The sequence below is a fragment of the Pandoraea sp. genome, assembly GCF_004297875.1.
Classification (GTDB): Bacteria; Pseudomonadota; Gammaproteobacteria; order Burkholderiales; family Burkholderiaceae; genus Pandoraea.
In genome coordinates, this window is record NZ_SCSK01000022.1 from 42,630 (window position 1) to 68,017 (window position 25,388).

27 protein-coding genes and 1 pseudogene are annotated in these 25,388 nt (G+C 63.6%); 14 read left to right on the top strand and 14 right to left on the bottom strand.

All coding sequences use genetic code 11. The features are described from left to right. The first annotated feature begins 3 nt into the window (after positions 1–3). From EPN80_RS06675 to EPN80_RS06690, 4 genes are read left to right on the top strand one after another with little or no spacing between them, the layout of a single operon-like run. Positions 4–879 (top strand): PilW family protein, encoded by an 876-nt coding sequence (locus EPN80_RS06675; RefSeq protein WP_293025026.1) that lies wholly within the window; start codon positions 4–6, stop codon positions 877–879. After that, positions 876–1,637 (top strand): PilX N-terminal domain-containing pilus assembly protein, encoded by a 762-nt coding sequence (locus EPN80_RS06680; protein WP_293048399.1) that lies wholly within the window; start codon positions 876–878, stop codon positions 1,635–1,637. The genes EPN80_RS06675 and EPN80_RS06680 overlap by 4 nt, the downstream gene beginning before the upstream one ends. A gap of 15 nt (positions 1,638–1,652) precedes the next feature. Beyond that, the gene (locus EPN80_RS06685; protein WP_293025030.1) at positions 1,653–2,123 is read left to right on the top strand and encodes a type IV pilin protein; all 471 of its coding nucleotides are present in this window, start codon (positions 1,653–1,655) and stop codon (positions 2,121–2,123) included. Further along, positions 2,123–2,701: a GspH/FimT family pseudopilin gene (locus EPN80_RS06690; protein ID WP_293025032.1), complete on the top strand. Its 579-nt coding sequence runs from the start codon at positions 2,123–2,125 to the stop codon at positions 2,699–2,701. Before EPN80_RS06685 ends, EPN80_RS06690 begins: the two co-directional genes overlap by 1 nt. Before the next feature lie 16 nt (positions 2,702–2,717). Here the strand turns inward: EPN80_RS06690 and EPN80_RS06695 are convergent, their stop codons facing one another. Then, positions 2,718–4,049 carry a ferric reductase-like transmembrane domain-containing protein gene (locus EPN80_RS06695; protein ID WP_293025034.1) on the bottom strand — a complete coding sequence of 444 codons (1,332 nt, stop codon included), beginning with the start codon at positions 4,047–4,049 and terminating at the stop codon, positions 2,718–2,720. 33 nt (positions 4,050–4,082) lie between these two features. Here EPN80_RS06695 and EPN80_RS06700 point away from each other — a divergent pair, with 33 nt between their 5' ends. Next, positions 4,083–4,931 carry a cytochrome b/b6 domain-containing protein gene (locus EPN80_RS06700; protein WP_293025036.1) on the top strand — a complete coding sequence of 283 codons (849 nt, stop codon included), beginning with the start codon at positions 4,083–4,085 and terminating at the stop codon, positions 4,929–4,931. Between the two features lie 52 nt (positions 4,932–4,983). Here EPN80_RS06700 and EPN80_RS06705 read toward each other — a convergent pair whose 3' ends face one another. Genes EPN80_RS06705 through EPN80_RS06715 form a run of 3 tightly spaced genes read right to left on the bottom strand, consistent with a single transcriptional unit; the run spans position 4,984 to position 6,184 of the window. Then, entirely contained in the window at positions 4,984–5,463 is a 480-nt protein-coding gene (locus EPN80_RS06705) for a DUF3318 domain-containing protein (RefSeq protein ID WP_293025038.1), read from the bottom strand. Positions 5,464–5,468: 5 nt separating this feature from the next. Then, the gene (locus EPN80_RS06710) at positions 5,469–5,852 is read right to left on the bottom strand and encodes a phage holin family protein (protein ID WP_293025040.1); all 384 of its coding nucleotides are present in this window, start codon (positions 5,850–5,852) and stop codon (positions 5,469–5,471) included. Between the two features lie 23 nt (positions 5,853–5,875). Further along, on the bottom strand, positions 5,876–6,184 hold the full coding sequence (locus EPN80_RS06715; RefSeq protein WP_293025042.1) for a DUF883 family protein: 309 nt from the start codon (positions 6,182–6,184) through the stop codon (positions 5,876–5,878). Positions 6,185–6,378: 194 nt separating this feature from the next. On the opposite strand from EPN80_RS06715, the gene EPN80_RS06720 reads away from it, so the two are divergent. Beyond that, positions 6,379–7,017, top strand: coding sequence for a peroxiredoxin (locus tag EPN80_RS06720; protein ID WP_047216166.1), 639 nt, complete (start codon positions 6,379–6,381; stop codon positions 7,015–7,017). A gap of 83 nt (positions 7,018–7,100) precedes the next feature. Here EPN80_RS06720 and EPN80_RS06725 read toward each other — a convergent pair whose 3' ends face one another. After that, positions 7,101–8,291 (bottom strand): acyl-CoA dehydrogenase, encoded by a 1,191-nt coding sequence (locus EPN80_RS06725; RefSeq protein ID WP_293025046.1) that lies wholly within the window; start codon positions 8,289–8,291, stop codon positions 7,101–7,103. Positions 8,292–8,441: 150 nt separating this feature from the next. Here EPN80_RS06725 and EPN80_RS06730 point away from each other — a divergent pair, with 150 nt between their 5' ends. Next, positions 8,442–9,239 (top strand): IclR family transcriptional regulator, encoded by a 798-nt coding sequence (locus tag EPN80_RS06730; RefSeq protein ID WP_293025048.1) that lies wholly within the window; start codon positions 8,442–8,444, stop codon positions 9,237–9,239. A gap of 3 nt (positions 9,240–9,242) precedes the next feature. On the opposite strand, the pseudogene kynA reads toward EPN80_RS06730, so the two are convergent. The 3 genes and pseudogenes from kynA to kynB form a co-directional block, all read right to left on the bottom strand. Then, positions 9,243–10,082: pseudogene (gene kynA, locus EPN80_RS06735) on the bottom strand (tryptophan 2,3-dioxygenase); the annotation flags it as partial. Positions 10,083–10,148: 66 nt separating this feature from the next. Then, entirely contained in the window at positions 10,149–11,402 is a 1,254-nt protein-coding gene (kynU, locus tag EPN80_RS06740) for a kynureninase (RefSeq protein ID WP_293025052.1), read from the bottom strand. Positions 11,403–11,425: 23 nt separating this feature from the next. Further along, a complete protein-coding gene (gene kynB, locus EPN80_RS06745; RefSeq protein WP_293025054.1) occupies positions 11,426–12,058 on the bottom strand; it encodes an arylformamidase in 633 nt (210 codons plus the stop codon). Between the two features lie 136 nt (positions 12,059–12,194). Here kynB and EPN80_RS06750 point away from each other — a divergent pair, with 136 nt between their 5' ends. Beyond that, on the top strand, positions 12,195–12,689 hold the full coding sequence (locus EPN80_RS06750; RefSeq protein ID WP_047216170.1) for an Lrp/AsnC family transcriptional regulator: 495 nt from the start codon (positions 12,195–12,197) through the stop codon (positions 12,687–12,689). Between the two features lie 7 nt (positions 12,690–12,696). On the opposite strand, the gene EPN80_RS06755 is transcribed toward EPN80_RS06750, so the two are convergent. Both EPN80_RS06755 and EPN80_RS06760 read right to left on the bottom strand, forming a co-directional pair. Then, a complete protein-coding gene (locus EPN80_RS06755; RefSeq protein WP_293025057.1) occupies positions 12,697–13,149 on the bottom strand; it encodes a MarR family transcriptional regulator in 453 nt (150 codons plus the stop codon). 1 nt (position 13,150) lies between these two features. Continuing rightward, positions 13,151–13,663 (bottom strand): flavin reductase family protein, encoded by a 513-nt coding sequence (locus tag EPN80_RS06760; RefSeq protein WP_293025059.1) that lies wholly within the window; start codon positions 13,661–13,663, stop codon positions 13,151–13,153. Positions 13,664–13,804: 141 nt separating this feature from the next. On the opposite strand from EPN80_RS06760, the gene EPN80_RS06765 reads away from it, so the two are divergent. The 5 genes from EPN80_RS06765 to msrA all read left to right on the top strand — a co-directional run bounded on the left by EPN80_RS06765 (position 13,805) and on the right by msrA (position 19,154). Further along, the gene (locus tag EPN80_RS06765) at positions 13,805–14,851 is read left to right on the top strand and encodes a peptidase M29 (protein WP_293025061.1); all 1,047 of its coding nucleotides are present in this window, start codon (positions 13,805–13,807) and stop codon (positions 14,849–14,851) included. Next, a complete protein-coding gene (locus tag EPN80_RS06770) occupies positions 14,848–15,693 on the top strand; it encodes an alpha/beta fold hydrolase (RefSeq protein WP_293025063.1) in 846 nt (281 codons plus the stop codon). The genes EPN80_RS06765 and EPN80_RS06770 overlap by 4 nt, the downstream gene beginning before the upstream one ends. Positions 15,694–15,723: 30 nt before the next feature. Then, positions 15,724–16,956, top strand: coding sequence for an acyl-CoA dehydrogenase family protein (locus EPN80_RS06775; RefSeq protein ID WP_293025084.1), 1,233 nt, complete (start codon positions 15,724–15,726; stop codon positions 16,954–16,956). A gap of 39 nt (positions 16,957–16,995) precedes the next feature. Continuing rightward, a complete protein-coding gene (locus EPN80_RS06780) occupies positions 16,996–18,507 on the top strand; it encodes an AMP-binding protein (RefSeq protein WP_293025065.1) in 1,512 nt (503 codons plus the stop codon). 98 nt (positions 18,508–18,605) lie between these two features. Further along, entirely contained in the window at positions 18,606–19,154 is a 549-nt protein-coding gene (gene msrA, locus EPN80_RS06785; protein WP_293025086.1) for a peptide-methionine (S)-S-oxide reductase MsrA, read from the top strand. Here msrA and EPN80_RS06790 read toward each other — a convergent pair. The 4 genes from EPN80_RS06790 to EPN80_RS06805 all read right to left on the bottom strand — a co-directional run bounded on the left by EPN80_RS06790 (position 19,141) and on the right by EPN80_RS06805 (position 24,408). Further along, positions 19,141–20,250 carry a DUF72 domain-containing protein gene (locus tag EPN80_RS06790; RefSeq protein ID WP_293025067.1) on the bottom strand — a complete coding sequence of 370 codons (1,110 nt, stop codon included), beginning with the start codon at positions 20,248–20,250 and terminating at the stop codon, positions 19,141–19,143. The two genes, msrA and EPN80_RS06790, sit on opposite strands and share 14 nt — an antisense overlap. Positions 20,251–20,268: 18 nt before the next feature. After that, positions 20,269–21,477: a cyclopropane-fatty-acyl-phospholipid synthase family protein gene (locus EPN80_RS06795; RefSeq protein ID WP_293025068.1), complete on the bottom strand. Its 1,209-nt coding sequence runs from the start codon at positions 21,475–21,477 to the stop codon at positions 20,269–20,271. 77 nt (positions 21,478–21,554) lie between these two features. Continuing rightward, on the bottom strand, positions 21,555–22,199 hold the full coding sequence (gene pdxH / locus EPN80_RS06800) for a pyridoxamine 5'-phosphate oxidase (protein WP_293025070.1): 645 nt from the start codon (positions 22,197–22,199) through the stop codon (positions 21,555–21,557). A gap of 130 nt (positions 22,200–22,329) precedes the next feature. Further along, positions 22,330–24,408 carry an AsmA family protein gene (locus tag EPN80_RS06805; protein ID WP_293025072.1) on the bottom strand — a complete coding sequence of 693 codons (2,079 nt, stop codon included), beginning with the start codon at positions 24,406–24,408 and terminating at the stop codon, positions 22,330–22,332. A 61-nt stretch (positions 24,409–24,469) separates the two neighbouring features. On the opposite strand from EPN80_RS06805, the gene tcdA reads away from it, so the two are divergent. Continuing rightward, positions 24,470–25,261, top strand: coding sequence for a tRNA cyclic N6-threonylcarbamoyladenosine(37) synthase TcdA (gene tcdA, locus EPN80_RS06810; protein ID WP_293025074.1), 792 nt, complete (start codon positions 24,470–24,472; stop codon positions 25,259–25,261). Positions 25,262–25,388 lie beyond the last annotated feature (127 nt).

The window sequence follows — 25,388 nt, forward strand, 5'->3', positions numbered from 1 at the left end:
CGCATGACACGGGCGCTCGAGCACCAGCGTTGGCGTGGCGCGTCGCTGATCGAATTGATGATCGCGCTGAGCCTGGGATCACTCCTGTTGCTTGCCGCTGCTGCCATGCTGCTCGCCTCGCAGCGGGCGTATGTGTACCAGATGGAGCTTGCCGCGTTGCACGAGCGCGGCGCGTTCGCGTTGACGATTCTCAGGCGTGTGGTGCGCATGGCGGGATATCGCAACTGGGATCCCGATGCCGGCCGCGTCGCCTGGCCGCCATTGCGCGAGCGGGTGCCGGCCATTCGCGGCAAGGATAACTGCGCGCTGGCGTTTGCCGCCTGCGGGCCGAGCGTGAACGGCAGCGATTTGCTTGAGGTCAGGCACGAAGGCAGTGGCGCGGGGGAGGGCGACGGCAGTGTGCTCGATTGTGCCGGCCGGCGCGTGGCCGGGCCCCGTGTCGGCGGTTCAGCCTCGGCCGATGAGCGTGGTCGCAGCGTCTTTTACGTAACGCGCAGCAGCAACGGCGAGCCGGCATTGTATTGCCGTTATTTCCGCTCGCCGGACGGTAGCCGCGCGGAGGCATTGGTCGAAGGAGTCGAGAATTTTCAGGTGATCTACGGCATCGACGCGAATGGCGATGGCGTACCGGAGCGGTTCTTGCCGGCGCGCCAGCTGCAGGCCGCGCAATGGCACCAGGTGGTAGCGGTGCAACTGGCGCTGGTGCTGCGCAGTCCGATCGCGCTCGGCTCGGTGGAGCCGCCCGGCGTCTTTTATCTGTTCGGGCGCCATTACCCCGAGACCGACGGCATCTATCGCCCGGACGTTGACGTGACGCGGCCGCGGCATCTGGTGACTGCCACGATTCAGTTGCGCAACGCCGTGCGCCATCCGTCGTGAGCAGGCGTGGCATAGGGTGTCGAGCGTTCGCCGCACAGCGCGGCCTGGCGCTGGTCGTGACGCTGTTGGCGTTGTCCGGCATGATGATGCTCGGCATGTCGGCGCTGCGTGTCGTGCAACTGAGCACGCGCATTGCACACGCCGAGCGTGAACGCACGCACGCATTTTATGCGGCCGAAGCGGCATTGGCCGATGCGCAGCGCGATATCGTGCATGGCTCGCGGGCAACATTGTTCGCGCAGCCGCCGGCATCGGCGCCAGTAGCGGTGGCTCGCACCGACGCCGCGTACACGCGCGAGCCGTTCGTCCCCGGCATCTGTCAGCGCAACGGCACGCGCCAGGGGCTGTGCCAAAGCGCGCCCGGACAGCCGCCCATCTGGCTGACGATAAATTTCGACGACGATTCCGTGACCGCGCCAAGTGTCGCCCATGGCACCTTCACCGGGGCGCGTCTGCCGGTTGCGCGGCTGCCGCGCTATGTCATCGAGGCACTGCCGGCGATCCCGCGCGCGCCGGACGAGACGTCACTCGATGGACTATATCGCATCACGGCAGCCGGCTACGGGCCGACGCTGCGGCAACCGGTGATTCTGCAAAGCGTGTATCGCCGCGCGCGGCCAGCCGCACCAAGCGAAGCGGGCTCGGCGACCCAACGGCCGCCCACGGGGCGCTTGAGTTGGCGCGAAATCACCACCTGGGACGAGATGCGTGCCGATGCGATTCGCGTCGTGCTGCCAGTCGATGGCACAGCCGATTAACGAGATCGACGAGAGATGAAACGATATACCGCGGGATTCACCCTGATCGAATTACTGATTGCCGTGGCGATTGTCGCCGCGCTGGCATCGTTCGCATACAGCGGTTACACGACCTATGTGTTGCGTGCAAAGCGTGCCGAGGGCCAGGCGGCGCTGCTGCGCAATTTGCAGCGGCTCGAGCAGCACTATTTGGTGAGCGGCACCTACGGCCACAGCCGGGACAAGCCCGAGGAACCATGGCCGGGCCTCGATGCTTATTCATCCGATACGCCGACGCGCAGCGCTTACCGGGTGGCGATGGCACCTTGCACCGGCTCAGCCCCGGGCGATGCTGGCAATGGCGAGCAGGCGTCTTATCGATTGTGCGTGCGTGTGCGCGCGATACCGCACGGGTTTGACGACGGCATCTGCGGGGAACTGCTGTTGCAAAGCGACGGCCAACGTGGCGCGGCGGGGCGCCTGCCGGGGCCGGCCGGCTGCTGGTGATGCCGGTGCGCAATGCATGCGTATGTCCACGGATCCGGGCGCGCGGCGTGACTCTGGTCGAATTGCTGATCGTGTTGGCCATCGTCGGCTTGCTCGCGTTGGCCGTGACACCTTCCCTGCAAAATGTGGTGGGCCGCCTGGCCCTGCGTAGCGCCGCCCACGATTTTCTGGCGACGCTGCACCACGCGCGCGCGGCCGCGCTTTCTCGTCAAGCGCGCGTGGTGGTTGCGCCGCTCGACGGCGCCGACTGGTCTTCGGGCTGGATGACGTTCGTCGACAATAACCTGAACAACCGGCACGATCCGGGCGAGGCCATACTGATACGCCAGTTGGCGCTGCGTGGCGGCATTGCCGCGACATCGCGTCAGAGCGGCGGTGAGGCGATGCCCTTTATCGCCTATGCGGCCAATGGCTATACCCGTGCGGGCCGTTGGAACTGGTTGTCGGGAACGGTCACATTTACGTGCGGCGACAAAGCTCGTGCCGTCGTGGTCAATGCACTCGGTCGCGCCAGACTGACCGATACGGCACCCGCATCGCCACCAATCAACCCGAGGCCTGGCGAAAACAAGTTGTGAGCGCCGTGAGCCGCCTTCAGCGCATTTCGAACCATTCACGGTGAAACCGCCGACCGGGCAACCCGGTCGTGCGCCAGGCGCGCTGCAGCGTGGCGCCGAAGCGGGCCGGGCCGCAGAACCACAACTCGGCGCCGCTCGGATCGCGCAGCCCCGCGGCGATCGCATCGAAGTCGAGTGGCCGTTGGCGCGCACTGTCGACCAGTGCGAGCGTCACGCCGGTTTGCGTGCAAAGCGTGCGCAACCGCGACACGTACGGGTCCGTGGCGGCGTTGCGTGTGCAGTAGAAAAATGTCACCGACGGCGAGCGGCGGCCGAGCCAGCGCAAATACTCGAGGCGTGCCAGAAATGGCGTCAAGCCGATGCCGCCGGCCACCCAGACTTGCTCCCGGGCGGTGCCGCGAAAATCGAAACCGCCGTAGGGCCCTTCGATTGTCACTTGCTGTCCCTCGGCCAGTCGATTGGCAAGCTGCCCGGTGTAGTCACCGAGCGCCTTGATGACAAAGCGGATTTTCCTCGCTCCGGGGTCGGCGCCGGCAATTGTGAATGGATGGGGGCCCTCGGCGGGATCGAAGCAGACATAGGCGAATTGGCCGGGGCGATGCGGCAGGCCGCGCGCGGCCAGGGTGCACTCGACTTCCAGTATGCCGTTATGGGCTTCAAGCCCGGTGATCGTTCCGCGCACGCGCCGGCGCCGCCCGACCCCGCCGGTAACGGAAACGACCGCTGCCGCACAGCCAAATAGCGCGCTCAGGCCGATCAGGGCGCCCAACGGTGTGAATCGCAGTTGCGGCGGCAATAACAGCAGCGCATGCCAGGTCGTTGCCAAATAAAGCAAGGCCGATAGCCGATGCGTCTTGCGGAACCAGCGGTAAGGAATGCTGCGCAACAGCGCAATGGCGATCAACGCGCACAGCATCGTGCCGTTGGCCAGCTCAGCCATTTCCTGCGTCGCTGCGTTCCAGTCCAGGCCGAGCTGTCTCGACGCGTCGGCTGACGGTTGCGAGCGAGCCCGGGCGAGCCCGCCGGGAAGCCATTCCAGGACGCAATGGAGCAACACCACCGCGCCGGTCGCGATGCCGGCCCATTTGTGCAGTCGATAGCAACGGTCGAGTCCGCCCAGCGGCCTTTCGATCCAGCGCCAACGCATCACCACAACGATCGCAAGCGTCAGCAGCACATAGGCCCAAACGCCGCTGAGCAGGATCGCTTCGCGCGCGATCTCGGTAACGCTCAGCGGCGCAGAGAATAGATCGCGCGGGGCGCTGAGCCACCAGAGCGCAATAATCAATAGGGTAACGATCGACAGGAGGCGCCAGAGGGCCGGTTCGGCAGCTTTCGATGCAAACATGGTACGGATTCGGAGGGACTGGGTCGGCCACGAATGTACCGACATGCGCCGCTGGTCGCGGCAGGAAGGCGTCACCTGCGAGATAAGAATTTGTCGGTCCCGGCTTCGGAATGTTTGCGACCCCGTCAATTTGTCATGCGCCGGGCTGGACGGTTTATCCAGATTGCATTTTTGGGTAGGCGGTTGGGAATTGTCTTAACGCGGGGCGGCGACGTTCTGCCGCCGTTCCCCCCTTTTCTCGTTCAGCAGTCCCGGTCTCGCCAGCACAATGCGAGCGGTGAAATCACTGACCTGTTGCCCGCGCATGCGATCGCAGCCATTACGGCGTTGTTCATGACGGCAATTATTTTTTGGATGAATCAATCGATCATGAGAACTCAAAAATTTCCGCCGCTGGCGGTCGTGCTCCACTGGCTGTTTGCCGTTCTGATTCTTTGGGGTATTTTCTCCGGCTTTTACGCTGCGCTCGGTAAGCCCAGCCAGGCGGTATTCAACTGGATTTCGTTTATCAACGTGTCGGCCACCGCGCTGTTCACGCCGCTGTTCTTCTTTCGCGTGATTTACCGGATGACCTTTCGCGCGCCGCCGCTCACGCAACTCAGCACGCCCAATATCGTACTGGCCAAGAGTGTGCAGGTTTTGATTTACTCGATGGCGTTGCTGTCGTTTGTGTCGGGTTGGCTGATGATGTCGCGGCCGGTGAATATCTTCAATCTGATCCACATTCCCCAGCCGCTGCACGATCCGCGAGCTCTGGCGATGTGGGCATCCATCCACTTCTACTCCAATGTGCTGCTGGCAGGCTTTGTCTTCCTGCATGTTGCCGGCGTGCTCAAGCATCAGCTGGTGGGCAAGCGGATTCTGCAGCGCATGGCATTCTGATTGCCGTTCGACCCCGTCCCATCGTGAGCGGGGCGGGGTGTCGCCGCCGCGCTCACGGCGGCGAGAAGTCGTCGTCGCTGTCCGGTGTCGTGCGTGTCGCCGTCGATATGTCGCCGCGAGCGCTCGCCGCTTGCCAGAGCGTGTAGCCTTTCCAGGCGAGCATGCCGAACGCCCCCCATTTCGCCACTGGCCGCACGATTTTACCTAGCCGCGTACGCGTCAACCCGGTCAGGGCGAGCGAGGCCACCGAGCTCAGGTACGGATAACGCTGCAGCAGCCCACTCAGAGACAACAGGCTCTGTGCGGCGGATTGCCCGCGGCCGCGCGCCAACAGACGCACCCAGCCGAAGCCTCGCGCGGCGTGGCGCCATTGGTCGACGGCCTCGCCCAGCTCGGCCCGCTCGACGGTGATGCGGGTCAGCACGAGTTCCTTGCGCAGCGCCAGCAAGTCGCGCCGGGCGTAGCGCGAGCGGCGCGCAGGGCGTCGCGGACGCGGCGGCAAGCGAGACGGATCGGGCGAGTCTGGTGCCATGGCGTTCAATCTCCGCGCAGCGCATCGCGGTCTTTCTGGAATTCGTTGAGCGTTGCCTCGAACGGCAGCGGCGCCTCGCGCAGCATGCGCCGCGCCAGCGCCGCGCATGCCAGCCCGGCGAGCACATAGGCCAGCGCGATCGCACACAGGGCTTGCCAGCGATAGGTGTCCCAGAACAGTACGGCGACCAGCGCAGTCAAGGTGATCAGGGCCAGCAGGCCGAATAGCATGCCGGCGAGCCCGAGAAAGGCAATCGTCAGCAGGCGGTCCTTTTCCTCGCTCAGTTCGATGCCGATCAATTCCAGCCGGGATTGAACGATCTCGAGCGCTACGCCGACCGTGCGGCGCAGCGAGGGACGGCCCGAGGCGGAGCGGTCGTAATCGGTCATCGGTGTCGGCCGCGTGGCCCGCCTTATTTGCGATTGATCAGCAAGCCGAGCAGCAGGCCGACGCCAGCCGCGATACTGACCGCTTGCCAGGGATGATCGTGCACGTAGTCGTCAGTGGCGCGTGCCGCCTGTTTGCTTTTCTCCACGACCACGACCTGGACGTCGGAGGCTTTTTCCTTGGCCTGCTTGAGCAGCGCCATGGCATTCTCGCGCAATTCGGTGGCGCGTTCGCCGGTGGCGTTGGTGGCTTGCTTGAGCAGGTCTTCCGCGTCGGCGAGTACTGCCTTGATATCGGTCATGAGCTTCTCCTTATTGACTTGCGATTGCGACATGGTCTTTCCCGCATGAATACGAATACGTCAGTCCCTATGCTACCCCGGGTTGGCATGCGTTGCCACGAAACAACAACCAGCGCGGGCCCATATAGCAAAAAATTATTTGCTACTGATTTTATATTCCTTTTGCCCGCCACCCGCATCCTATAATCTTTCAACACCGCAATGAAGCATCTCAAGGAGACCATGTCATGAGTTTGCGTTTGGGCGATACCGCTCCCGATTTCGAACAGGATTCCTCGCAAGGCCGCATCAAATTCCACGAGTGGCTCGGCAATAGCTGGGGCGTGCTGTTTTCCCATCCGGCCGATTACACGCCGGTGTGCACGACCGAGCTCGGTCTGACCGCCAAACTCAAGGGCGAGTTCGAAAAACGTGGCGTCAAGGCTATTGCATTGTCGGTCGATGACGTTGAGTCGCACAAGGGCTGGATCAACGACATCAACGAAACCCAAAGCACATCGGTGAATTTTCCGATTCTGGCGGACAAGGACCGCAAGGTGTCGAATCTGTACGACATGATTCACCCGAACGCCAATGAAACGCTGACGGTGCGCTCGCTGTTCGTGATCGATCCGAAAAAGAAAGTGCGCCTGATCATCACTTACCCGGCCAGCACCGGCCGCAATTTCGATGAAGTGTTGCGCGTCATCGATTCGTTGCAGTTGACCGATAACTACTCGGTCGCAACCCCCGGCAACTGGAAAGAGGGCGAGGACGTCGTGATCGTGCCCTCGCTGCAGGATCCGGAAGTGCTGAAACAGAAATTCCCGAAGGGCTACAAGGTTGTGCGTCCCTACCTGCGCATGACACCGCAACCCAACAAGTAATTCGGTATCGAGTTTTGCGGCGTGTGATCCATGCCGCATTTCGGGCCCACCGCGTCATGCGGTGGGCCATTTTTATTTGTGTTTCAGAAAAACGCCTGGATGCCGGTTTGCGCGCGCCCCAGGATAAGCGCATGGATATCGTGGGTGCCCTCGTAGGTGTTGACGACTTCCAGGTTGACCAGGTGGCGTGCCACGCCGAACTCGTCGGAAATGCCATTGCCGCCCAGCATGTCGCGCGCCAGGCGGGCCACGTCGAGTGCCTTGCCGCACGAGTTGCGTTTCATGATCGAGGTGATCTCGACGGCAGCCGTGCCTTCGTCCTTCATGCGGCCCAGCCGCAGGCAGCCTTGCAGGCCCAGCGTGATCTCGGTCTGCATGTCGGCCAGCTTTTTCTGGATGAGTTGGTTGGCGGCGAGCGGGCGGCCGAATTGCTGGCGATCGAGCACATACTGGCGTGCGGTGTGCCAGCAGGACTCGGCCGCGCCAAGCGCGCCCCAGGCGATGCCGTAGCGCGCTGAATTCAGGCACGTGAACGGACCTTTGAGGCCACTCACGCCGGGCATCAGGTTCTCTTCCGGCACGAACACTTGATCCATCACCACTTCACCGGTGATCGAAGCACGCAGGCCGACCTTGCCGTGAATGGCCGGTGCGCTCAAGCCCTTCCAGCCCTTTTCGAGAATGAACCCGCGGATCGCGTCCTTGCCGTCGTCGCCCTGCAGCTTGGCCCATACCACGAACACATCGGCGATAGGCGAATTGCTGATCCACATTTTGCTGCCGCTCAACTCGAAGCCGCCGGCGACTTTTTTCGCGCGGGTCGTCATGCCGGCAGGATCCGAACCATGATTCGGTTCGGTCAGGCCGAAGCAGCCGATCCACTCGCCGGTGGCCAGCCTGGGCAGGTATTTCTGTTTTTGCGCTTCGCTGCCGAATTCATAAATGGGCACCATCACCAGCGAGGACTGTACCGACATCATTGAGCGGTAACCCGAATCGATGCGTTCGACCTCGCGCGCGATCAGGCCGTAGCTGACGTAATTCAACCCCGGGCCGCCGTATTGCTCGGGAATGGTCGGGCCGAGCAGGCCGAGCTCACCCATCTCACGAAAGATCGCCGGATCGGTTTGCTCGTGACGAAATGCCTCCAGCACGCGGGGGGCCAGTTTGTCTTGTGCGTACGCTTGCGCGGCATCGCGCACCATCCGCTCCTCGTCGGTCAGCTGCATGTCCAGCAACAGCGGATCTTCCCAGTGAAATTGCGCCTGACTCATACCCACTCTCCTTTTTCCTTCGACATCAGATGAAAAATTGCGGCTTGACGGAAGTTCCGCAATGCGGAACAATGTTCTGAAATTCGTTTTAGTTTAACACTAAAGTATTTGTGCGACAAACGCAAAGTAGGGCTATCGGAGGAAGTCATTATGAAATCGTTGGCACGCTTGCCGCAAATCGATGCCTTGGCGGTGGACGAGCGTAAATTCGTGACCGCGCTCGCGCGCGGCCTCGACGTGCTGCGCTGCTTCGGAGCCGGGGATGGCTTGCTCGGCAACCGCGAGATCGCCGATCGCACCGGTTTGCCCAAAGCCACCATCAGCCGGCTGGTGTACACGCTGACCGAGCTCGGTTACCTGCGCTACGACGTCGACGTCGGCAAATATGCGCTCGATGCCGGGGTGCTGGCGCTCGGCTATGCGTTCCTTGGCGGCGCCGACATTCTCACGTTGGCGCGGCCTCATATGCGTGCGCTGGCCCGCGAGATGCAAAGCGCGGTATCGCTGGGTTGCCGGGAAGGCCTGGAGATGGTCTATCTCGAGACGATCCGCAGCGAGGCCGCGCTCACGCTCGGGCTGACCGCTGGCTCGCGCTTGTCGATGCTGACCAGTTCAATGGGGCGCACCTGCCTGGCGGTGATGTCGCCCGGTGAGCGCAGCGCGACGCTCGCGGCACTGCGCAAGGCGCACCCGGACAACTGGGAACAATTGAGCGCGGGAGTCGAGCGCGCGGTGGAGACGTTTCAGCGCGAGGGATGCTGCTATTCGTTTCGTGAATGGCACGAGGGCGTCAATGCGGTCGCGGTGCCGGTGCGCGACACGCGCCAGCAGCGCTGGCTGGCGATCAGTTGCAGCGGGCCGGCCTCGTCGATCCCGGAAGACAAGTTCCGTCTCGAGATCGGCCCGCGTCTCAAGGCAATGGCCGCGCGCCTGAGCGGCCATCGCTGAGGCTTACAGCGTCGTGCGTACTTGCCACAATTCCGGAAACAGCACCACGTCGAGCATCTTGCGCAGGTAAGGAGCGCCGCTGGTGCCGCCGGTGCCCTGCTTGAAGCCGATGATGCGCTCGACGGTGGTGACATGCCGGAAGCGCCACTGACGAAAGGCGTCTTCCAGATCCACCAGCTCCTCGGCCATTTCGTAGAGATCCCAGTGGTGCGAGGGGTCGCGATAGACGGCCAGCCACGCGGCCTCTACCGACGCGTCATGCGGCGTCGGCTGCGTCCAGTCACGCTCGAGCCGCGTTGGCGCAATCGCAAAGCCTCGCCGGGCAAGCAGCGCAATGACCTCGTCGTAGAACGATGGCGTCTGAAGCGCGGTCTGCACGTGCGTGAGTATGTCCGGCCGGTGCGCGTGCGGTTTGAGCATGGCGGCGTTTTTATTGCCCAGTATGAATTCCAGCACACGGTACTGGTAAGACTGAAAGCCCGATGACGTGCCCAGGTACGGACGCATCGCCGAGTATTCCGATGGCGTCATGGTCGCCAGCACGCTCCAGGCCTGAACCAATTGCTCCATGATGCGCGAGACGCGCGCCAGCATTTTGAAAGCGGGCGGCAAGTCATCCTGCCGCACCGCTTCGCGCGCGGCTTGCAGCTCGAACAGCGCCAGCTTCATCCAGAGCTCGGTGGTTTGATGCTGAATGATGAAAAGCATCTCGTTGTGATCGGGCGAGCGCGGATGTTGCGCAGATAGAATCGCGTCGAGCGACAGGTAGTCGCCGTAGCTCATCGACGTCGAAAAATCCAGTTTTGCACTGTGCCAGCCGCCCTCGGCGGCCTTGTCTTCCCCGCGAGGGGTGGACGGGTGATTCATGGTGTTTTTACTCCGCGAGAGTTGAGGTTTCCGGTCGATCGATCAGGTGACGGCGCCGCGACGGTGAAATTCCGGCCGGTCCCAACTGCCCGTGGCGAGAATATCGCGCAGGATGGCGACCGCGTCCCACACGTCGGCGAAACGGGTGTACAGCGGCGTGAAGCCGAAGCGCATGATGCCTGGCTCGCGGTAATCGCCGATCACGCCGCGGGCGATCAGCGCCTGCACGATGGCGAACCCCTGGGGATGCTCGAAGCTTACCTGGCTGCCGCGCGAATCATGTGCGCGCGGCGTGACCAGCGTCACCGGGAAGCCTGCGCAGTGCTGCTCGACCAGCTCGATGAACAGATCGGTCAGCGCCAGTGATTTGGCCCGGATCGCCTGCATGTCGGTTTTGCCGAAGATATCGAGACCGCATTGCACGAGCGCCAGCGACACCATCGGCTGCGTGCCGCACAGATAGCGGCCGATGCCCTCGTCGGGCTGATAGTCGGGCAACATCGCGAACGGCTGGCGATGCCCCCACCAGCCCGACAGCGGCTGCCAGAACGTTGCCTGATGGCGCGGATGCACCCACACGTAAGCCGGCGCGCCGGGTCCGCCGTTCAGATATTTGTAGGTGCAGCCGATCGCATAGTCGGCGCCCGCGCCGTTCAGATTGACCGGCACCGCGCCGGCCGAATGACTCAGATCCCAGATCGCCAGCGCACCGGCGGCCTGGATGAGAGAGGTTTGCGCGGCCATGTCGTACATCGCGCCGGTCCGGTAGTTGACATGAGTGAGCAGCGCCACGGCGACGTCCTCGCGCAACGCCGCCGGCAGCTCCTCCGGCGTATCGATCAGGCGCAGTGCATAGCCATCGTCGAGCAGGTTCGCCAGCCCCTGCGCGATGTACAGATCGGTAGGGAAGTTGCTGCGTTCGGAGACGATGATCTTGCGCTGCGGCGCATGCTGCTTCTGATGATGCAGCGCCGCGGCGAGTACCTTGAACAGATTCGCCGAGGTGGTATCGGTGACCACGACTTCATTGGCGCCCGCGCCGATGAGCGGGGCCAACTGGTCGCCCAGGCGGCGCGGCAGAGCGAACCAGCCGGCGTCGTTCCAGCTGCGAATGAGGCCGTTCCCCCATTCCTGCGCGATGACCTGCTGCGCGCGCGCCCCGGCCTGGCGTGGCAGGGCGCCCAGCGAATTGCCGTCGAGGTAGATCACGCCCTCGGGCAGATCGAAGTGCTGGCGCAGCGCGCCCAGCGGGTCGTGGCGATCTCGTTGCTCGCAATCCTGGCGGGTTATCGTCATGGCATTTTCCTTATCGAAGAAATTCAAAGCGCGCGCAGTATGGCTCTGACCGGACTGGCGTCGAGGTTGGTGAATTTGAGTGGCAGGGCGATCAGTTCGTAATCGCCAGGCGCGACGTCGTCGAGCACGATGCCCTCGAGGATCGCCATGCGATGGGCGCGCACGCGCTGGTGCGCATCCATGGTCTTGGAGGCTTGCGGATCCAGTGATGGGGTGTCGATGCCGATCAGTTGCACGCCATGCGCGGCGAGCAGGTCGACGGTGGCTGCCGCCACCGCGCAGAAAGCTTCGTCCCAATCGGCCGGGCTGCGGTCGTAGGTACGCAGCAGCACGCGCGGCGGGACGTTAGCCAGGCGCCCGTCCAGATGATCGGGTTCGACGCGCGGCTGCGCTCCGGTGCAATCGATGACGCGGCACGGCCCCAGGTAGGGCGTCAGCGCGACCGCGCCGATGGCGTCACCGGCCGCATCGTAGTGCAGCGGCGCATCGGTATGGGCGCCGGTATGCGGCGACAGCATGATTCGGCCGACGTTGACCGGGCAATCGGGGCCGATCTTCCATACGCGTTCTTCGGTGACGCGCGTGTCGCCCGGCCAGGTTGGCGTCTGCGGATTGATGGGCGGGCTGATATCCCAAATTTTGCGGGGGGTGTTCACGATGCGCGAACCTGCCTGGAAAGTTAATTGTTAGCGCATGATAGAAGAAAATTATTCGAAAGTGCTTGCTAAATGCGCTAATTAAATTCGATTGATTAGAATATAATTCTTGTTAAATTAATTTTTAAGAAATAATATGCAATCGATTTCTCTCGACACGCTGGACTGCAAGATTTTGTCGTTGCTCCAGGCCAACGGCCGGATCAGCAATCTCGAGTTGGCCGAGCATATCGCGCTGTCGCCGTCGGCGTGTCTGCGGCGCTTGCGCCTGCTCGAAGAGCAGGGGGTGATTGCCCGCTATCAGGCATGCCTGAGCCACGAGAAGCTGGGGTTCGAACTCGAGGCCTTCGTGCACGTATCGCTGCGCCACGACCTGGAGAGCTGGCACGAGAAATTCGCGCGCACCATTCAGGAATGGCCGGAGGTTGTCGGCGCGTTCGTGGTAACCGGTGAGAGCCACTATGTGCTGCGTGTGCTCACGCCGAGCCTGAAGCACTATTCCGATTTCGTTTTGCAGCGACTCTACAAGGCGCCCGGCGTTATGGACATCCGCTCGAACATCGTGCTGCAAAAGCTCAAGGATGAAATCGGCGTGCCGGCCGAACTGCTGTCGGCCGTGGCGCGCGCCTGAGCAGGCGCTACGATCGGCGCGGGCTCAATTCGTCGATCAGCGCACGCAGCGTGGCCTTGAGCTGCGCCGATTCTGCCGTGCCGAAGTGCTGCAGCAAGCGTTCCTCATGCGCCTTTGCGCTGGCCACCAGCGGTGCGGCCAAGCGACGACCGGCGGGCGTTCCGCTTACCAGCGACTGACGGCGATCGACGGTGCCGGGCTGGCGCACTACCAGACCCGCGTTCTCTAGCCGGTCGACCACCTTGGTCACCGTGGGCTGCTTGGCCAGCACAATGTCGGCCAGTTCGCTGATGGTGCATGCGCGCCCGTCCGAGAGCGTGGCCAGGATGCGCCATTCCGAGACGGCCAGCCCGGCGGCCTGCACTTCCTCATGGAATTCGTGCGATACCAGGGCGCTCGCGCGTGCCAGCAGGTACGCAAAATAATCGTCGATGAAGGGGGAGCGCTCGGGATTTTTCATGTCAATCGAGCGACTGGGGTTCGTGAAAACCGCCGCGGTGGAAGATTAGCGGCGCCACCTTCTCGGCATGCGGATGGACGCCGCAGCGCTCGACCTCGCCAACGAAAATCACATGGTCGCCCTCCACGTAACGGCTGCGATTGTGGCATTCGAACCATGCCAGCACGCCGTCGAGCACCGGCACGCCAGCGGCGCTCAGCGTATAGGGAACGCCCGCGAAGCGATCCCCCTTGAGCGTGGCAAAGCGTCGGCACAGATCGAGTTGCGAGGACGCCAGCACATTGACCACATAGTGCGAATTGTCGCGAAACACCGGCATGCTGCCGGCGGCATTGGACAGGCTCCATAAAATCAGCGGCGGTGCGAGCGAGACGGAATTGAACGAGCTGGCTGTGATGCCTATCAACTGGCCATGGTCGGCGCGCGTGGTGATCACCGTCACACCGGTCGCGAATTGCCCCAGCGCCCGTCTGAAACTGGCGTCGTCGAAGTCGGGAGCGGCGGCGCGCCTCATGACGGCAGACTCCTTGCAGCGAGTTGATTTATATGATCTTTCATATATTATGACGTGGATAATAGATCGACAAGCGTTCCGTTACCCGCGCGGCCACGACCGACCTCGCTGGGGCGGGTGCTGCTGCCATCAGGAGACAACGTGCTGATCGAGCGTATCGAGCATAAATGGATCGAGGCCTTTGCCGCGACCCTGCGCCTGTGCGACGTCCAGCCGGGCGATGCGGTGGCGATTGTAGCTGAATCGCAATCCCGCCCCGTCAATGTGGAATTGGCCCAGTTGGCGCTGGAGCGGCTCGGCGCGCGGCCTTATCGCATCGTGATGCCTTCGCCCGCGCTGAGCGCCCCCGTGCCGGTGCGCTCGACCGGGGCAAGCGACGCGTTGCAGGGGCTCGCTCCGGTCATCGCCGCACTCAAGACGTCGACGCTGGTGGTGGACTGCACCGTCGAGGGATTGCTGCACGCAGCCGAATTACCGGCGATCCTGGCCGGCGGGGCTCGCGTGTTGATGATTTCCAACGAACATCCGGAGATTCTCGAACGATGCGCGGCCGACCCTGGCCTCGAGGCCAAGGTGCGCCAGGGCATCAGACGCCTGCGCGCTGCCGGCCGGATGCATGTGAGCTCGGCCGCCGGCACCGCGCTCGATGTCGCGCTGGGCGGCGCCCGCGTGGGCGGCGTGTGGGGCTGGTGCGCCAAACCCGGCCAGGTCGCGCACTGGCCGGGCGGCCTGGTGCTGGCATTTCCGGCTGCCGGCAGCGTGAATGGCACCCTGGTGCTGGCGCCTGGCGATATCAATCTGACGTTCAAGCGCTATTTGCGTGAGCGCGTGGTGTTGACCATACGCGATGACTTTGTGACCGATATCGACGGTCACGGGCTGGACGCCGATCTGATGCGCGAATATTTCGCCGCATGGGGCGAGCGCGACGCCTATGCGGTGTCGCACGTCGGCTGGGGCATGAATCCGCGAGCGCGCTGGGAGGCGCTGGCCTGCTATGACAAGCGTGACTGCAATGGCACCGAGCAGCGCGCCTTCGCGGGCAACTTTCTCTATTCGACCGGCGCCAATGAGGTCGCCGGGCGGCACACGCTTGGGCACTTCGATCTGCCGTTGCGCCATTGCACGATTGCGCTGGATAACGAGGTGATCGTGCGCGACGGCGTGCTGCAGGGAGAGCTTGCATGAGTTCCGGCCTGCTCCAACCCCGGATGATGTTCGATGTGACCGGTCACGGCGACACCGCAATTTTTCTGTTGCACGGCATCGGCGGCAATCGTCACACCTGGCCGGCGCTGATCGATGCGCTCAGTCAAGCCGGGTATTGCGCGGTGGCCTGCGACTTGCCCGGTTACGGCGCCAGCGCGGCAGTCGCGCCATATACGCTCGAGCAAGTCGCACTCAGCTGCCTGCAATGCATGGATACCGTCGGCGCGCGCCGCGCCGTGCTGCTCGGCCACAGCATGGGCGGCATGGTCGCGCAGACTGTCGCGGCCCTGGCGCCGGACAGCATCGATGGCTTGGTCCTGTACGCGACCTCGGCCGCGTTCGGCCGGCCCGATGGCAACTGGCAGCGCGATTTCGTGCGGCAGCGCACCGCTCCCCTCGATGCAGGCCGCAGCATGAGCGAGCTCGCCCAGGATCTGGTGGCGCGCATGGTCGGCCCCGACGCATCGGCTCAGTCCATCACCGCCGCGGTTGCCGCGATGGGCGCCGTGCCTCCCGAGACCTACCGCGCCGCACTCGGAGCGCTGGTCGCATTCGATCGCCGCGCCGACTTGCCGAACATTGCCGTGCCGACCCTCGCGCTGGCCGCCGAAAACGACGGCAACGCGCCACCGGCGGTGCTGCAGAAAATGGCGCAACGCATCCCTGGCGCCGAATATGTCTGTCTGCCGCGGGCTGGTCATTTGGCACACCTCGAGACGCCGGCTGCATTCAACGCGGCGGCGCTCGCTTTTCTGTCCCGGCACTTTCCGGCGGCCCCGGCGACATCGCCGATGCCGCCGCGTCCATCCCGTTTTTTGTAGGAGGCTGTCTTGCCATCTCCGTCACGCTCGATCGTCGGCGAGCATTTTCCCTTGACCGATGACCAACAGAATCTGCTTTCGCTGGCCGAGCAGGTTGGCCGCGAGTCGCTGGCTCCGCGCGCTGCCCGCTGGGACCGCGAGGCGTCGTTTCCGTTCGAGAACTACCACGACATGCGCCGCGCCGGCTTGCTGGGGCTGTGCATTCCGAAGGCGCATGGCGGCCTGGGCGCGGACTATGCGACCTATATGATGGTGTCGGCCGAACTCGGGCGTCATTGCGGCGCCACCGCGCTGACCTTCAACATGCACAGCTGCTCGATGATGTGGACCGGCATTCTGGCGGATGATCTGGATATGTCGGACGCGCAGCGGGCCGAGCACCTGCGCTACCGGGAACACCATTTCGAGCGGGTGGTGCGCGACGGCGCGATCTATGCCCAGCCGTTCTCCGAAGGCAGCGCCGCGGCTGCCGGCAAGGCGCCGTTCGGCACCACTGCGACCAAGGTGGCGGGCGGCTGGCGCATCAACGGCCGCAAGATCTTTGCATCTTTATCTGGCGCGGCCAATTACTATGGCGTGCTGTGTACTGAGGAAAGCGCCGCGCCGAGCATGCGCGATACGCTGTATATTGCGGTGCCGGGCGATGCCCCTGGTTTGACCGTGACGGGCGAATGGGATCCGCTGGGCATGCGGGGCACCGTCTCGCGCACGCTTATCTTCAAGGACGTGTTCGTGGCCGACGAGTTGCAGTTGATGCCGCGCGGCGTCTATTACCAGGCCGCCGGCCGCTGGCCGCACATGTTCATGACGCTGGCGCCCACCTATATGGGCATCGCGCAGGCCGCCTATGATTTCACCGTGCAGTACTTGCGCGGCGAGGCGCCCGGCATGGGTGCGCCGGTCAAGCGGCGCATGTATCCGACCAAACAGATTGCCGTGGCGCAGATGCATATCATGCTCGAACAGACGCGGGCGCTGTTTCTGCGGGCGATTCAGGATGCGCGCATCGATCCTGGCAAAGAGGCGCGCTTGCGGGCCTATGCGGCGCAATACACCATCATGGAAAACGCCAATGCATTGTGCCAATTGGCCATTCGCACGTGCGGCGGCCAATCGATGCTCAAGACACTGCCGCTCGAGCGGCTCTACCGCGACTCGCGCTGCGGCGCCCTGATGTTGCCCTGGACGGCCGAACTCTGTCTCGACAGAATTGGCCGCGAGACGCTGTACGAGGCCGGCGAGAGCGACGACAGTCCGGCCTGAGCCGGCCGAGCGATCATCCCACCGGCACAAAGGATCCTGATGAACAGTCTGGCCGATTTGATTGAACAACATGCGCAGCGCACGCCGCAGCAAATCGCCGTGCGCTGCGTGTCGGCGCGCGACGGCCAGGCCGCGGCGGTCTTCGACTACGCGACGCTGTGGCGTCGCATCGAGCGTATCAGCGGTCACTTGTGCGAGACCTGGCGGATCGCGCCCGGCGATCGGGTGGCGTGCCTCGGATTCAATCACGAGTTGCAGATTTCTCTGCTGTTTGCCTGCATGCGAGTCGGTGCGATGCTCGCGCCGCTCAATATCCGGCTGGCCTTGCCCGAGCTGGCCGCGATCGTGCAACAGGCCGGCGTGCGCGTGCTGTGGTTCGACGAGGCGCATCGAACCCAGGCCGAGGCGCTGCAGGAGCGCCTGGCGGGCCAGCATGCGCTGGAGATCGGGTCGATTCGCGACCTGGTGACTCACCCGTCGCCAAAGGGGCTGACGTACGTGCCGGCCGACCCGCATACGCCGGCATTGCTGGCATACACATCGGGGACGACCGGCGAGCCCAAGGGGGCCATGCATACGCAAGCCGCGCTGCTGGCCAACGCCCAGGCGAGCTGGTGGGCGCATGATATGACCGCAGCCGATCACGTGCTGTCAGTGCTGCCGCTGTTTCATGTCGGCGGCCTGTGCATCCAGACCTTGCCGGCGCTGCTATGCGGCGCCAGCGTCACGCTGCACGCGCGCTTCGATGCGGCCGGCTGGCTCGATGCGGTGCGCACCGACCGTCCCACGCTGTCGCTGATGGTGCCGGCCACGCTGCGCGCGGTGCTCGGTCATGCCGGCTGGGCCGACGCCGACCTTTCGTCGTTGCGCGGCGTGATGGCGGGCTCGTCGGTCGTGCCGCGCGCTTACATCGATGCCTTTCACGAGCGCGGTGTCCCGCTTGGGCAGGTCTATGGCGCCACCGAGACCGGGCCGGTGTCGATCGTGCTCAAAATCGCGCGGGCCATGCGCAAACCCGGCAGCACCGGTGTGCCGTGTCCCGGCGTCGAAATCCGCTTGGTGCGGCATGGCAAGGATGTCGCGCCCGGGGAGGTGGGGGAGATCTGGGTACGCGGCGCGAACCTGATGCAAGGCTATTGGGGCGCGTCCGACCATCCGGCGTTCGTCGATGGATGGTTTCACTCCGGCGATTTGGCGCGCTGTGACGCCGAGGGCGATTACGAGGTCGTCGGCCGCAGCAAGGAGATGATCATCTCTGGCGGCGAGAATATCTATCCGGCCGAGATCGAAAACTGGCTGGTGGGATTGCCCGGCGTGGCCGAGTGCGCGGTGATCGGAGTGCCCGACGAACGCTCGGGCGAAGTGCCGGTCGCGGTGCTCAGCCTGCACCAGGCTGGATCGCTCGATGCCGACGCCGTACTGGCGTTTCTCGGCGAGCGCATCGCTCGCTATAAGCTGCCGCGCCGTATCGTGTTCCTGCCGACGCTGCCCAAGAGCGCGCTGGGCAAGGTGCAAAAGGCCGCGCTGCGCGACGAGCTCGCCAGGCACTGACGCGCCGACAGGCCGCAGTGGCCTGTCGGCGCATGGGCCGCTGCCAGGAATCGCCGCTTGCGCGACAATAGGCGATTCGTGTCAACGGAAGTGAGGGCATCATGACGGGTTCTGTCGAAACGGCGACATTGGGCAACGGTTGCTTTTGGTGTACCGAGGCGGTATTCCAGCAGGTCGAAGGGGTGCAGCGGGTGGTCTCGGGGTATGCCGGCGGGCATGTGCGGCAGCCGACGTATCACCAGGTGTGTGACGGCGATACGGATCACGCCGAAGTCGTGCAGGTGACGTTCGATCCGCAGGTGATCAGTTACCGCGAGATCCTGGAAATTTTCTTCGCCACGCATGATCCGACCACGTTGAACCGGCAGGGCAACGACGTGGGCACCCAATACCGCTCGGTGATTTTCTATCACTCGCCGGCACAGCGCGAAGTCGCGGAGCAGGTGATTGCGGAACTCACGCGAGAGCAGTTATACCCCGGTCCAATCGTCACGCAGGTGGCGCCGGCGGCCGAGTTCTGGCCTGCCGAGGGCTATCACCAGAATTACTATCGCGAAAATCCGCAACAGGGCTATTGCGCCGTGGTGATTTCACCGAAGTTGGCGAAATTCCGCGCCAAATTCGCCTCGCGCCTCAAGACGTCGTAGCCGTATCGGCGATGGCCTCTGCCAGTTTCAGGCAGCTCAGCGGCGACGACCCCTCGGCCTTGTTGTTCACCACCAGGTAGACCGGCTGGCCGGCGCGCGCGTAGTGTGCCGCGAGCGTTGCCAGCACGCGGCGCGTATCGGGGTCGGGATCGATCAGCTTGTCGAACGGCGCGTATTTGGCTTTGGCCTGTTCGTAGCGATATGCACTGTTCAGGCTCCAGCGAACCACCAGCGGCCCGCCCGCCTGCTCGTCGAGCAGCGCCAGCGCGGCGGCCTGGCGGGCGACGCTTGGCATGCGTGCGTGCAGTCCGAGACAGTAGCGCACGCCCGCCTGGCGCAACGTCTTGATGAATCTCGGCGTGAGCAGCGTCGCATCGCGAATCTCCACCGCATAGCACGGCCCCGCACCCGGCGATGAGCGCGGCAGCGGCGGCAGGGCGGCGAGAAACTCGCCGAGCCGCTCGACGAAGCCGTGTGCCGAGCCCAGCCACTCGGGCGGCAACGGCGAGAACTGGAACACCAGCACCCCCGCCTTGTTGCCGAGTCCCAACAGGCAAGGCGTGACGAATTTGTCGGCAGCCAGCGCGGCATCGAGAAAGCACGGGTTGGCGCTCACGCCCTGGCCCTTGTCGTTGCGCACGGTGGCGTCGCACACCAGGCTCGGCGCCTTGACGACGAAGCGGAAATGCGCCGGCACCTGGCTGGCATAGCGCTGGTAGTCGGTCAGGGTAAGTGGCGCGTAAAACGATCGGTCAATGCCGACGCAACGCAGCAGGGGGTGGCTGGCGTAGGCGCCAAGGCCCTGTCGCGCGAGCCTGGTTTCCGGGTAATCGTCATCCCATACGATGCCTCGCCAGCCGGGAAATGACCAGGACGAGGTGCCGAGATGCAAGCCTGCCGGCAAGGTCCCAGCAAGTGTTTGGAGCGCAGTGTCGGCAGGCGCGGGCAAAACATCGCCACGCCGGCGCGGCGGGGTTCCCGGGGCGCTCGCGCCGACAGCAGCGGCGATCACCTCCGACCTGGCATCCGTCGCATCAGTCGCCCCGGTCGGCGCGGGGGTGGCATGCGCCGCTCCGAACAGGTCGAACTGACTCACGTTAGGGCGCGCGCCGCCTTATGCGCCATAAATATAGCGACGCGACCAGGGCAGCCGGCTGGCCGGTTGACCAGCCTTGCGGCAAATGACCTGGAAGATCGACGTATGATCGTGCTCGAATGCATAGGCACAGCCGGCCAGATAGACCCGCCAGATTCGATAGCGCTCCTCGCCGACCAACGCCTTGATCTTGTCGGTATGTGCTTCGAAGCGCTCGGCCCACAGCGTTAGCGTACGGGCGTAATGGCGTCGCAGGCTTTCGGCGTCGAAAGGCTCGAGCCCGCCGCGCTGCATGGTCTCGAGCACCATACTGATGTGCGCCAGTTCGCCATCGGGGAAGACGTATTTGTCAATGAACTCGCCGCCGCCCAGCGCCGTCTCGCCGCTGTCCGGGTCAGTCGACGTAATGCCGTGATTCATGGCGACGCCGTCGTCCTTGAGCAAGGCATTCATCTTGCTGAAATAAGTCACCAGGTTCTTGCGTCCGACATGCTCGAACATGCCGACGCTGGTGATGCGATCGAACTTGCCGTCGAGATCGCGGTAGTCCTGCAGGCGAATTTCTATGAGGTCTTGCAGGCCGGCTGCCTTGATCCGTTCGGTTGCCAGATCGAACTGGTTTTGCGAGAGCGTGACGCCCAGGCACCTGGCACCGAATTTTTGCGCCGCGCGGATCACCAGCGCGCCCCAGCCGCAGCCGATATCGAGCAGTTGCTGGCCGGGCTGCAGCTGGATCTTGGTGAGGATATGATCGATTTTCTTCAACTGCGCGGTATCGATGTCTTCGTCGCCGTTTTCGAAATAACCGCACGAGTAGACCATGTTCTTGTCCAGCCAGAGCTGGTAGAACTCATTCGATACGTCGTAATGGAATTGAATGGCTCGCTTGTCGGTCTGCTTGCTGTGCGTGAAGTGTCGGGTGATCCGGCCGAACTTGCCGGTCGGGCTCAAGGTGCCGCCAGCCAGGGCATAGCCCATGTCGATCACGTCGGTGAGCCGGCCTTCGATGTCGATCTCGCCCTTTACGTAGGCCTCGCCCAGATTGTCGAGACTCGGCGTGAGCAGGCGCGTTACTGCACCGGGTCCGGCCACGCGCAGCGTGACCTGAGGCGCTTCAAAGTGGCCAAAATCGTATTGCTGTCCATTCCATAAGGCCAGGCGCACCGGCAGATTGGATGATTGCTTGATGTCGGTAACCCAGTTTTCGAGCTTTTTCTCCCACAACATGGATATTCTCCGTGTCTATAAAAGAGGTTGGCTGGTCATCTGCGTTGCGGTGATATCCGAGAGGTGATCCCGCTGTCTTATGGCGAGAGCCGGACGATTTTCCATTGGCCGCCGGCACGCCGCTGGTATTTGATGCGATCGTGCAAGCGCGAGGGCCTGCCCTGCCAGAATTCGATCGCGTCCGGCTTGACGATATATCCGCCCCAGTGCGGCGGGCGGGGCGGATGCTCACCGTATTGGGCGCGAAATTGAGCTTCGCGCTCCTCAAGGATGCGTCGATCGCCGATTTCCGCGCTTTGCACCGAGGCCCACGCGCCAATGCGCGAATCGAGCGGGCGAGACTGAAAGTAGGCATCGCTCTCGGCCGCCGGCACCTTCTCGACCTTGCCCTCGATGCGCACCTGGCGCTCGAGTTCTATCCAATAGAAGAGCAGGCAGGCGTCCGGGTTCTGCGCCAGTTCCTGGCCCTTGCGGCTTTCGTAATTGGTATAGAACGTGAAGCCGCGTTCGTCAACGCCCTTGATCAGGACGATGCGCGCATCGGGGCGACCGTCGGCGCCGGCCGTGGCCAGCGTCATCGCGTTCGGTTCGGGCAGTTTGGCATCGAGCGCCTGTTGGAACCAGCGATTGAATTGCTCAAACGGATCTTGCGCGACATCGGACTCGGAGAGCGAGCCGAGGGCGTACGTTCTTCTCAAATCTGCGAGGGAGGGTGTGTTCAACGTCACGGTATCACGATAGTTTTATAAGCAGACGATCACAGTATAGCGAAGAGTTCGTCGCCGCGTGTGAATGCGAGGCAACCGGGATATCGTGTCTTTCACAGCGATTTCGACGTGTGACGCTACCTCCTCATGGGGCTCCGCCGGTGCGCCCGAGCGGCGCCGTGTCCTGCGCGGACGGGGTGCGATCCGGGTGATGCGGCGCCGCATGGCCGCGCGCCCGATCCGTGGGGCGGCCCGCTGTGGCGGGGTGTTCCATCGCGTTGAGCAGTTTGTGGCACGGGCTGTTTTCGCCCGGTCCGGTCTCCAGCAGCGGCAGCAGCGCGCTCACTGGCGCGACGAACCCCAGGGCGAGTGCGCCTCCTGCGCGAGCCAGCAGTGTGCCGGCGTCGACGCCGACGTCGGGGTTTTTGAATGTACCTTTGACATAGAGCGGAGACCGAAGCGATAGTATGCCGAAGTGCTTCGGTTCTGGTTTGATATTCAGATCGAACCGCTCGTTCTTCATGTCGATCTTGCCCTTGACGCCGATACTCATGTCGGCGGTGTCGATAACAAAGGTACGGGCGTTCATCACGCCGTTGTTGACCGCGAAATCGGCTGCGGCGCAGCGCATCTCGATCTGCTTGTCGCCAAACAGCTTATAGAAAACGATGTTGCCGACGTTGAGTCCCAGGTACTCCGTCAGCAGCTTGCTGATCGAGCCGCGATCGACCAGGGCCTTGACTTCTCCGTTGGACGAGCCGAGCAGCGCCGCCACGGAATTGCCGGTGCCGTCCAGGGCGACGTCGCCGTTGACTTCACCCAGGCTGGTTTTCATGAGATTGACTTCTGGCAAAAGCTTCTTGATCTTGAGGTGCCGCAGCGATATCTGCATGCGCGCGCGCATCGGCGAGGCGCGCCCGTCCAGGGTGATATTGGAGACCATCTGCCCACCAGCCACGCCAAATTGCAGGGGATCGAGGTTCAGCACGCCGTCGCGCAAAACGAGATGCGTGACGAGATTCTCGATGGGCAGATCCTTGCCGCGGATGATCTTGCGTCCGGTGAATTTCACGTCGGCGTCGAGCGCGCGCCAGCGGTCCGTGTTGAAGGGCGCCACCGGCAGCACTTTACCCGGCGGCTGCGGCGGTGGCTTGGTGCCCAAATCGCCGCCGCTTGCATGCTTGCCAGGGGCCTGTGCGCCGATCAGCGGCCCCAGATCGGCCAGGCGCAGCAGATTCGAGACCACTGCGCCCTCAAGGAGTGGCCGCGGTTTGTCGGCGTGGTAGGTCAGCGTGCCGCTCAGGTCGCTGCTGCCGACCTGGCCGGTGAACTGTTCATATGTCCATGCCCGTGGCGAATGAATCAAGCGGCCGGTGGTGCGGTACGGCGGCGTGTCGGGCAGCACCACGCCGGTGATTGGGTAAAGATCGGCCATGGTTGGCCCCGACAGATACAGCCGCATGTCGAGCGCGGCCAGCGTCATTGGATTGATGAACGTGCCTTGCACCGCGATGGTCGTGCGGCCAATGTGCATGGCCGCGTCGAGCGGGAATGGGGCACCATTATTCTCGAGCGACAGCACGTCGCCGCTGCGGCCCCGACCGCTCACGAGCACGCCGTTGAAGCGACCGTGCGTCTTGAAGCCGATGCCATACGGGCGCTGGCCGTCGATGGTGGCCAGCTCGGTGGTCAGGTCGAGCTTATGGCCCAGGTCGCGCACGCGTATGATGCCGTCCTCGAGCACCAGTTTGTCGATCTTGAAGCGCCACAGCGACGGTTTGCCCGTGCTTTGCCTGATAGTCCAGTTGTTGCGCCCGTCGGCAAGCCGCTCCAGGTCGACGTGCGGCGCCGCCAGTGCTACCTCGGGCAGCACCACGCGATGTTCGAGCAGCGGCATCCAATCGAGCGAGATCGAGGCCTGCTGCACTTCGACCATGTTCGGCGACAAGCCCCACGGAGGGTTGCCAAGCACGATATCATTCGCTATGAGACGCGGGCGCGGCAGCCAGCGGCCCATGCCGGAAGCCTCGGCGTCGGGCGGCAGCCATTGCAGCGTCAGGTCGCCCCGGATCGCGAAAGGCCGCTCGACTGCGGCGCTGACCTCCTGGTCGATCCAGCCGCGCGCCCGGTTCCAGTTGAACACGGAGATAAAAATCGCGCAGCCGACGATTATCGCGGCGACCAGCAATGCCAACCATTTGAGTACACCCGCAATTACTTTCATGACGAATAACACGGCTCGGCCAGTTAACGACAATGTACCGCCCGCATCGGGCGGTGCCAACATGGGGAGTGCGTCCCCGCAAATAACTCTGGTCGATCCGCGCCGCTTCGGCGGCATCGCCCGCCTTTATGGCGACGCGGGCCTGGCGGCTTTGCGTGCTGCGCACGTCTGTGTCATCGGCATTGGCGGCGTCGGCTCCTGGGTGGCCGAAGCGCTTGCGCGCAGCGCGGTCGGGCGCCTGACCCTGATCGATCTCGACCACGTCGCCGAGAGCAATACCAACCGCCAGATTCATGCACTCGAGGGCAATTACGGCAAGGCCAAGGTGCAGGCCATGGCCGAGCGCATCGGCGCGATTAATCCGCAGTGCCAAGTCACCATTATCGAGGACTTTGCCGAGCTGGACAATCTCGATGACCTGCTGGCTCCCGGCTTCGATTGGATCATCGATGCGATCGACAACGTGCGCGTCAAGGCTGCATTGATCGCCTGGGCCGGCAGCCGCGCCCAGCCGATCATCACGGTCGGCGGCGCCGGCGGGCAACTCGACCCCACGCGCATTCGCATCGACGATCTGGCACGCACCATTCAGGACCCGCTTTTGTCGAAGGTGCGGGCTCGGTTGCGTCGCGTGCACGGATACGCGCGCGGCCCGAAGACGAAGTTCGGCGTGCCGGCCGTGTACTCGGACGAGCCGCTGATTTATCCGGATGCCGCGTGCGCGGCCGATGGCGAACCGGCGGCCGGACCCCAGGGACTCAATTGCGCCGGCTTTGGCGCGAGCATGTGCGTGACCGCCGGATTTGGCCTGGCCGCGAGCGCCTACGTGCTCAGGCGGCTTGCCAAGAAATGAGCGCCTGCTAGTGTTATGTCCCAGAAATAACTTTACATAAATTTGCATTGCTTTATGATCGAATCACTGTGGACAGGAGGCGATCATGGGGCGCAAGGGAATCGAGATTTTGACGTCGGATCTGGAG

Bases quoted from the DNA above. Each gene is read 5' to 3' on its own strand.
- EPN80_RS06710 (WP_293025040.1), bottom strand. From the start codon at position 5,852: ATGACCGATTACGACCGCTCCGCCTCGGGCCGTCCCTCGCTGCGCCGC.
- EPN80_RS06695 (WP_293025034.1), bottom strand. From the start codon at position 4,049: ATGTTTGCATCGAAAGCTGCCGAACCGGCCCTCTGGCGCCTCCTGTCG.
- EPN80_RS06690 (WP_293025032.1), top strand. From the start codon at position 2,123: ATGCCGGTGCGCAATGCATGCGTATGTCCACGGATCCGGGCGCGCGGC.
- EPN80_RS06700 (WP_293025036.1), top strand. From the start codon at position 4,083: ATGTACCGACATGCGCCGCTGGTCGCGGCAGGAAGGCGTCACCTGCGA.
- EPN80_RS06750 (WP_047216170.1), top strand. From the start codon at position 12,195: ATGCAATCGATTTCTCTCGACACGCTGGACTGCAAGATTTTGTCGTTG.
- EPN80_RS06805 (WP_293025072.1), bottom strand. From the start codon at position 24,408: ATGAAAGTAATTGCGGGTGTACTCAAATGGTTGGCATTGCTGGTCGCC.
- EPN80_RS06675 (WP_293025026.1), top strand. From the start codon at position 4: ATGACACGGGCGCTCGAGCACCAGCGTTGGCGTGGCGCGTCGCTGATC.
- tcdA (WP_293025074.1), top strand. From the start codon at position 24,470: ATGGGGAGTGCGTCCCCGCAAATAACTCTGGTCGATCCGCGCCGCTTC.
- EPN80_RS06725 (WP_293025046.1), bottom strand. From the start codon at position 8,291: ATGAGTCAGGCGCAATTTCACTGGGAAGATCCGCTGTTGCTGGACATG.
- EPN80_RS06685 (WP_293025030.1), top strand. From the start codon at position 1,653: ATGAAACGATATACCGCGGGATTCACCCTGATCGAATTACTGATTGCC.
- EPN80_RS06705 (WP_293025038.1), bottom strand. From the start codon at position 5,463: ATGGCACCAGACTCGCCCGATCCGTCTCGCTTGCCGCCGCGTCCGCGA.
- EPN80_RS06720 (WP_047216166.1), top strand. From the start codon at position 6,379: ATGAGTTTGCGTTTGGGCGATACCGCTCCCGATTTCGAACAGGATTCC.
- EPN80_RS06795 (WP_293025068.1), bottom strand. From the start codon at position 21,477: ATGTTGTGGGAGAAAAAGCTCGAAAACTGGGTTACCGACATCAAGCAA.
- EPN80_RS06770 (WP_293025063.1), top strand. From the start codon at position 14,848: ATGAGTTCCGGCCTGCTCCAACCCCGGATGATGTTCGATGTGACCGGT.
- EPN80_RS06715 (WP_293025042.1), bottom strand. From the start codon at position 6,184: ATGTCGCAATCGCAAGTCAATAAGGAGAAGCTCATGACCGATATCAAG.
- EPN80_RS06780 (WP_293025065.1), top strand. From the start codon at position 16,996: ATGAACAGTCTGGCCGATTTGATTGAACAACATGCGCAGCGCACGCCG.
- EPN80_RS06760 (WP_293025059.1), bottom strand. From the start codon at position 13,663: ATGAGGCGCGCCGCCGCTCCCGACTTCGACGACGCCAGTTTCAGACGG.
- EPN80_RS06755 (WP_293025057.1), bottom strand. From the start codon at position 13,149: ATGAAAAATCCCGAGCGCTCCCCCTTCATCGACGATTATTTTGCGTAC.
- kynU (WP_293025052.1), bottom strand. From the start codon at position 11,402: ATGACGATAACCCGCCAGGATTGCGAGCAACGAGATCGCCACGACCCG.
- EPN80_RS06730 (WP_293025048.1), top strand. From the start codon at position 8,442: ATGAAATCGTTGGCACGCTTGCCGCAAATCGATGCCTTGGCGGTGGAC.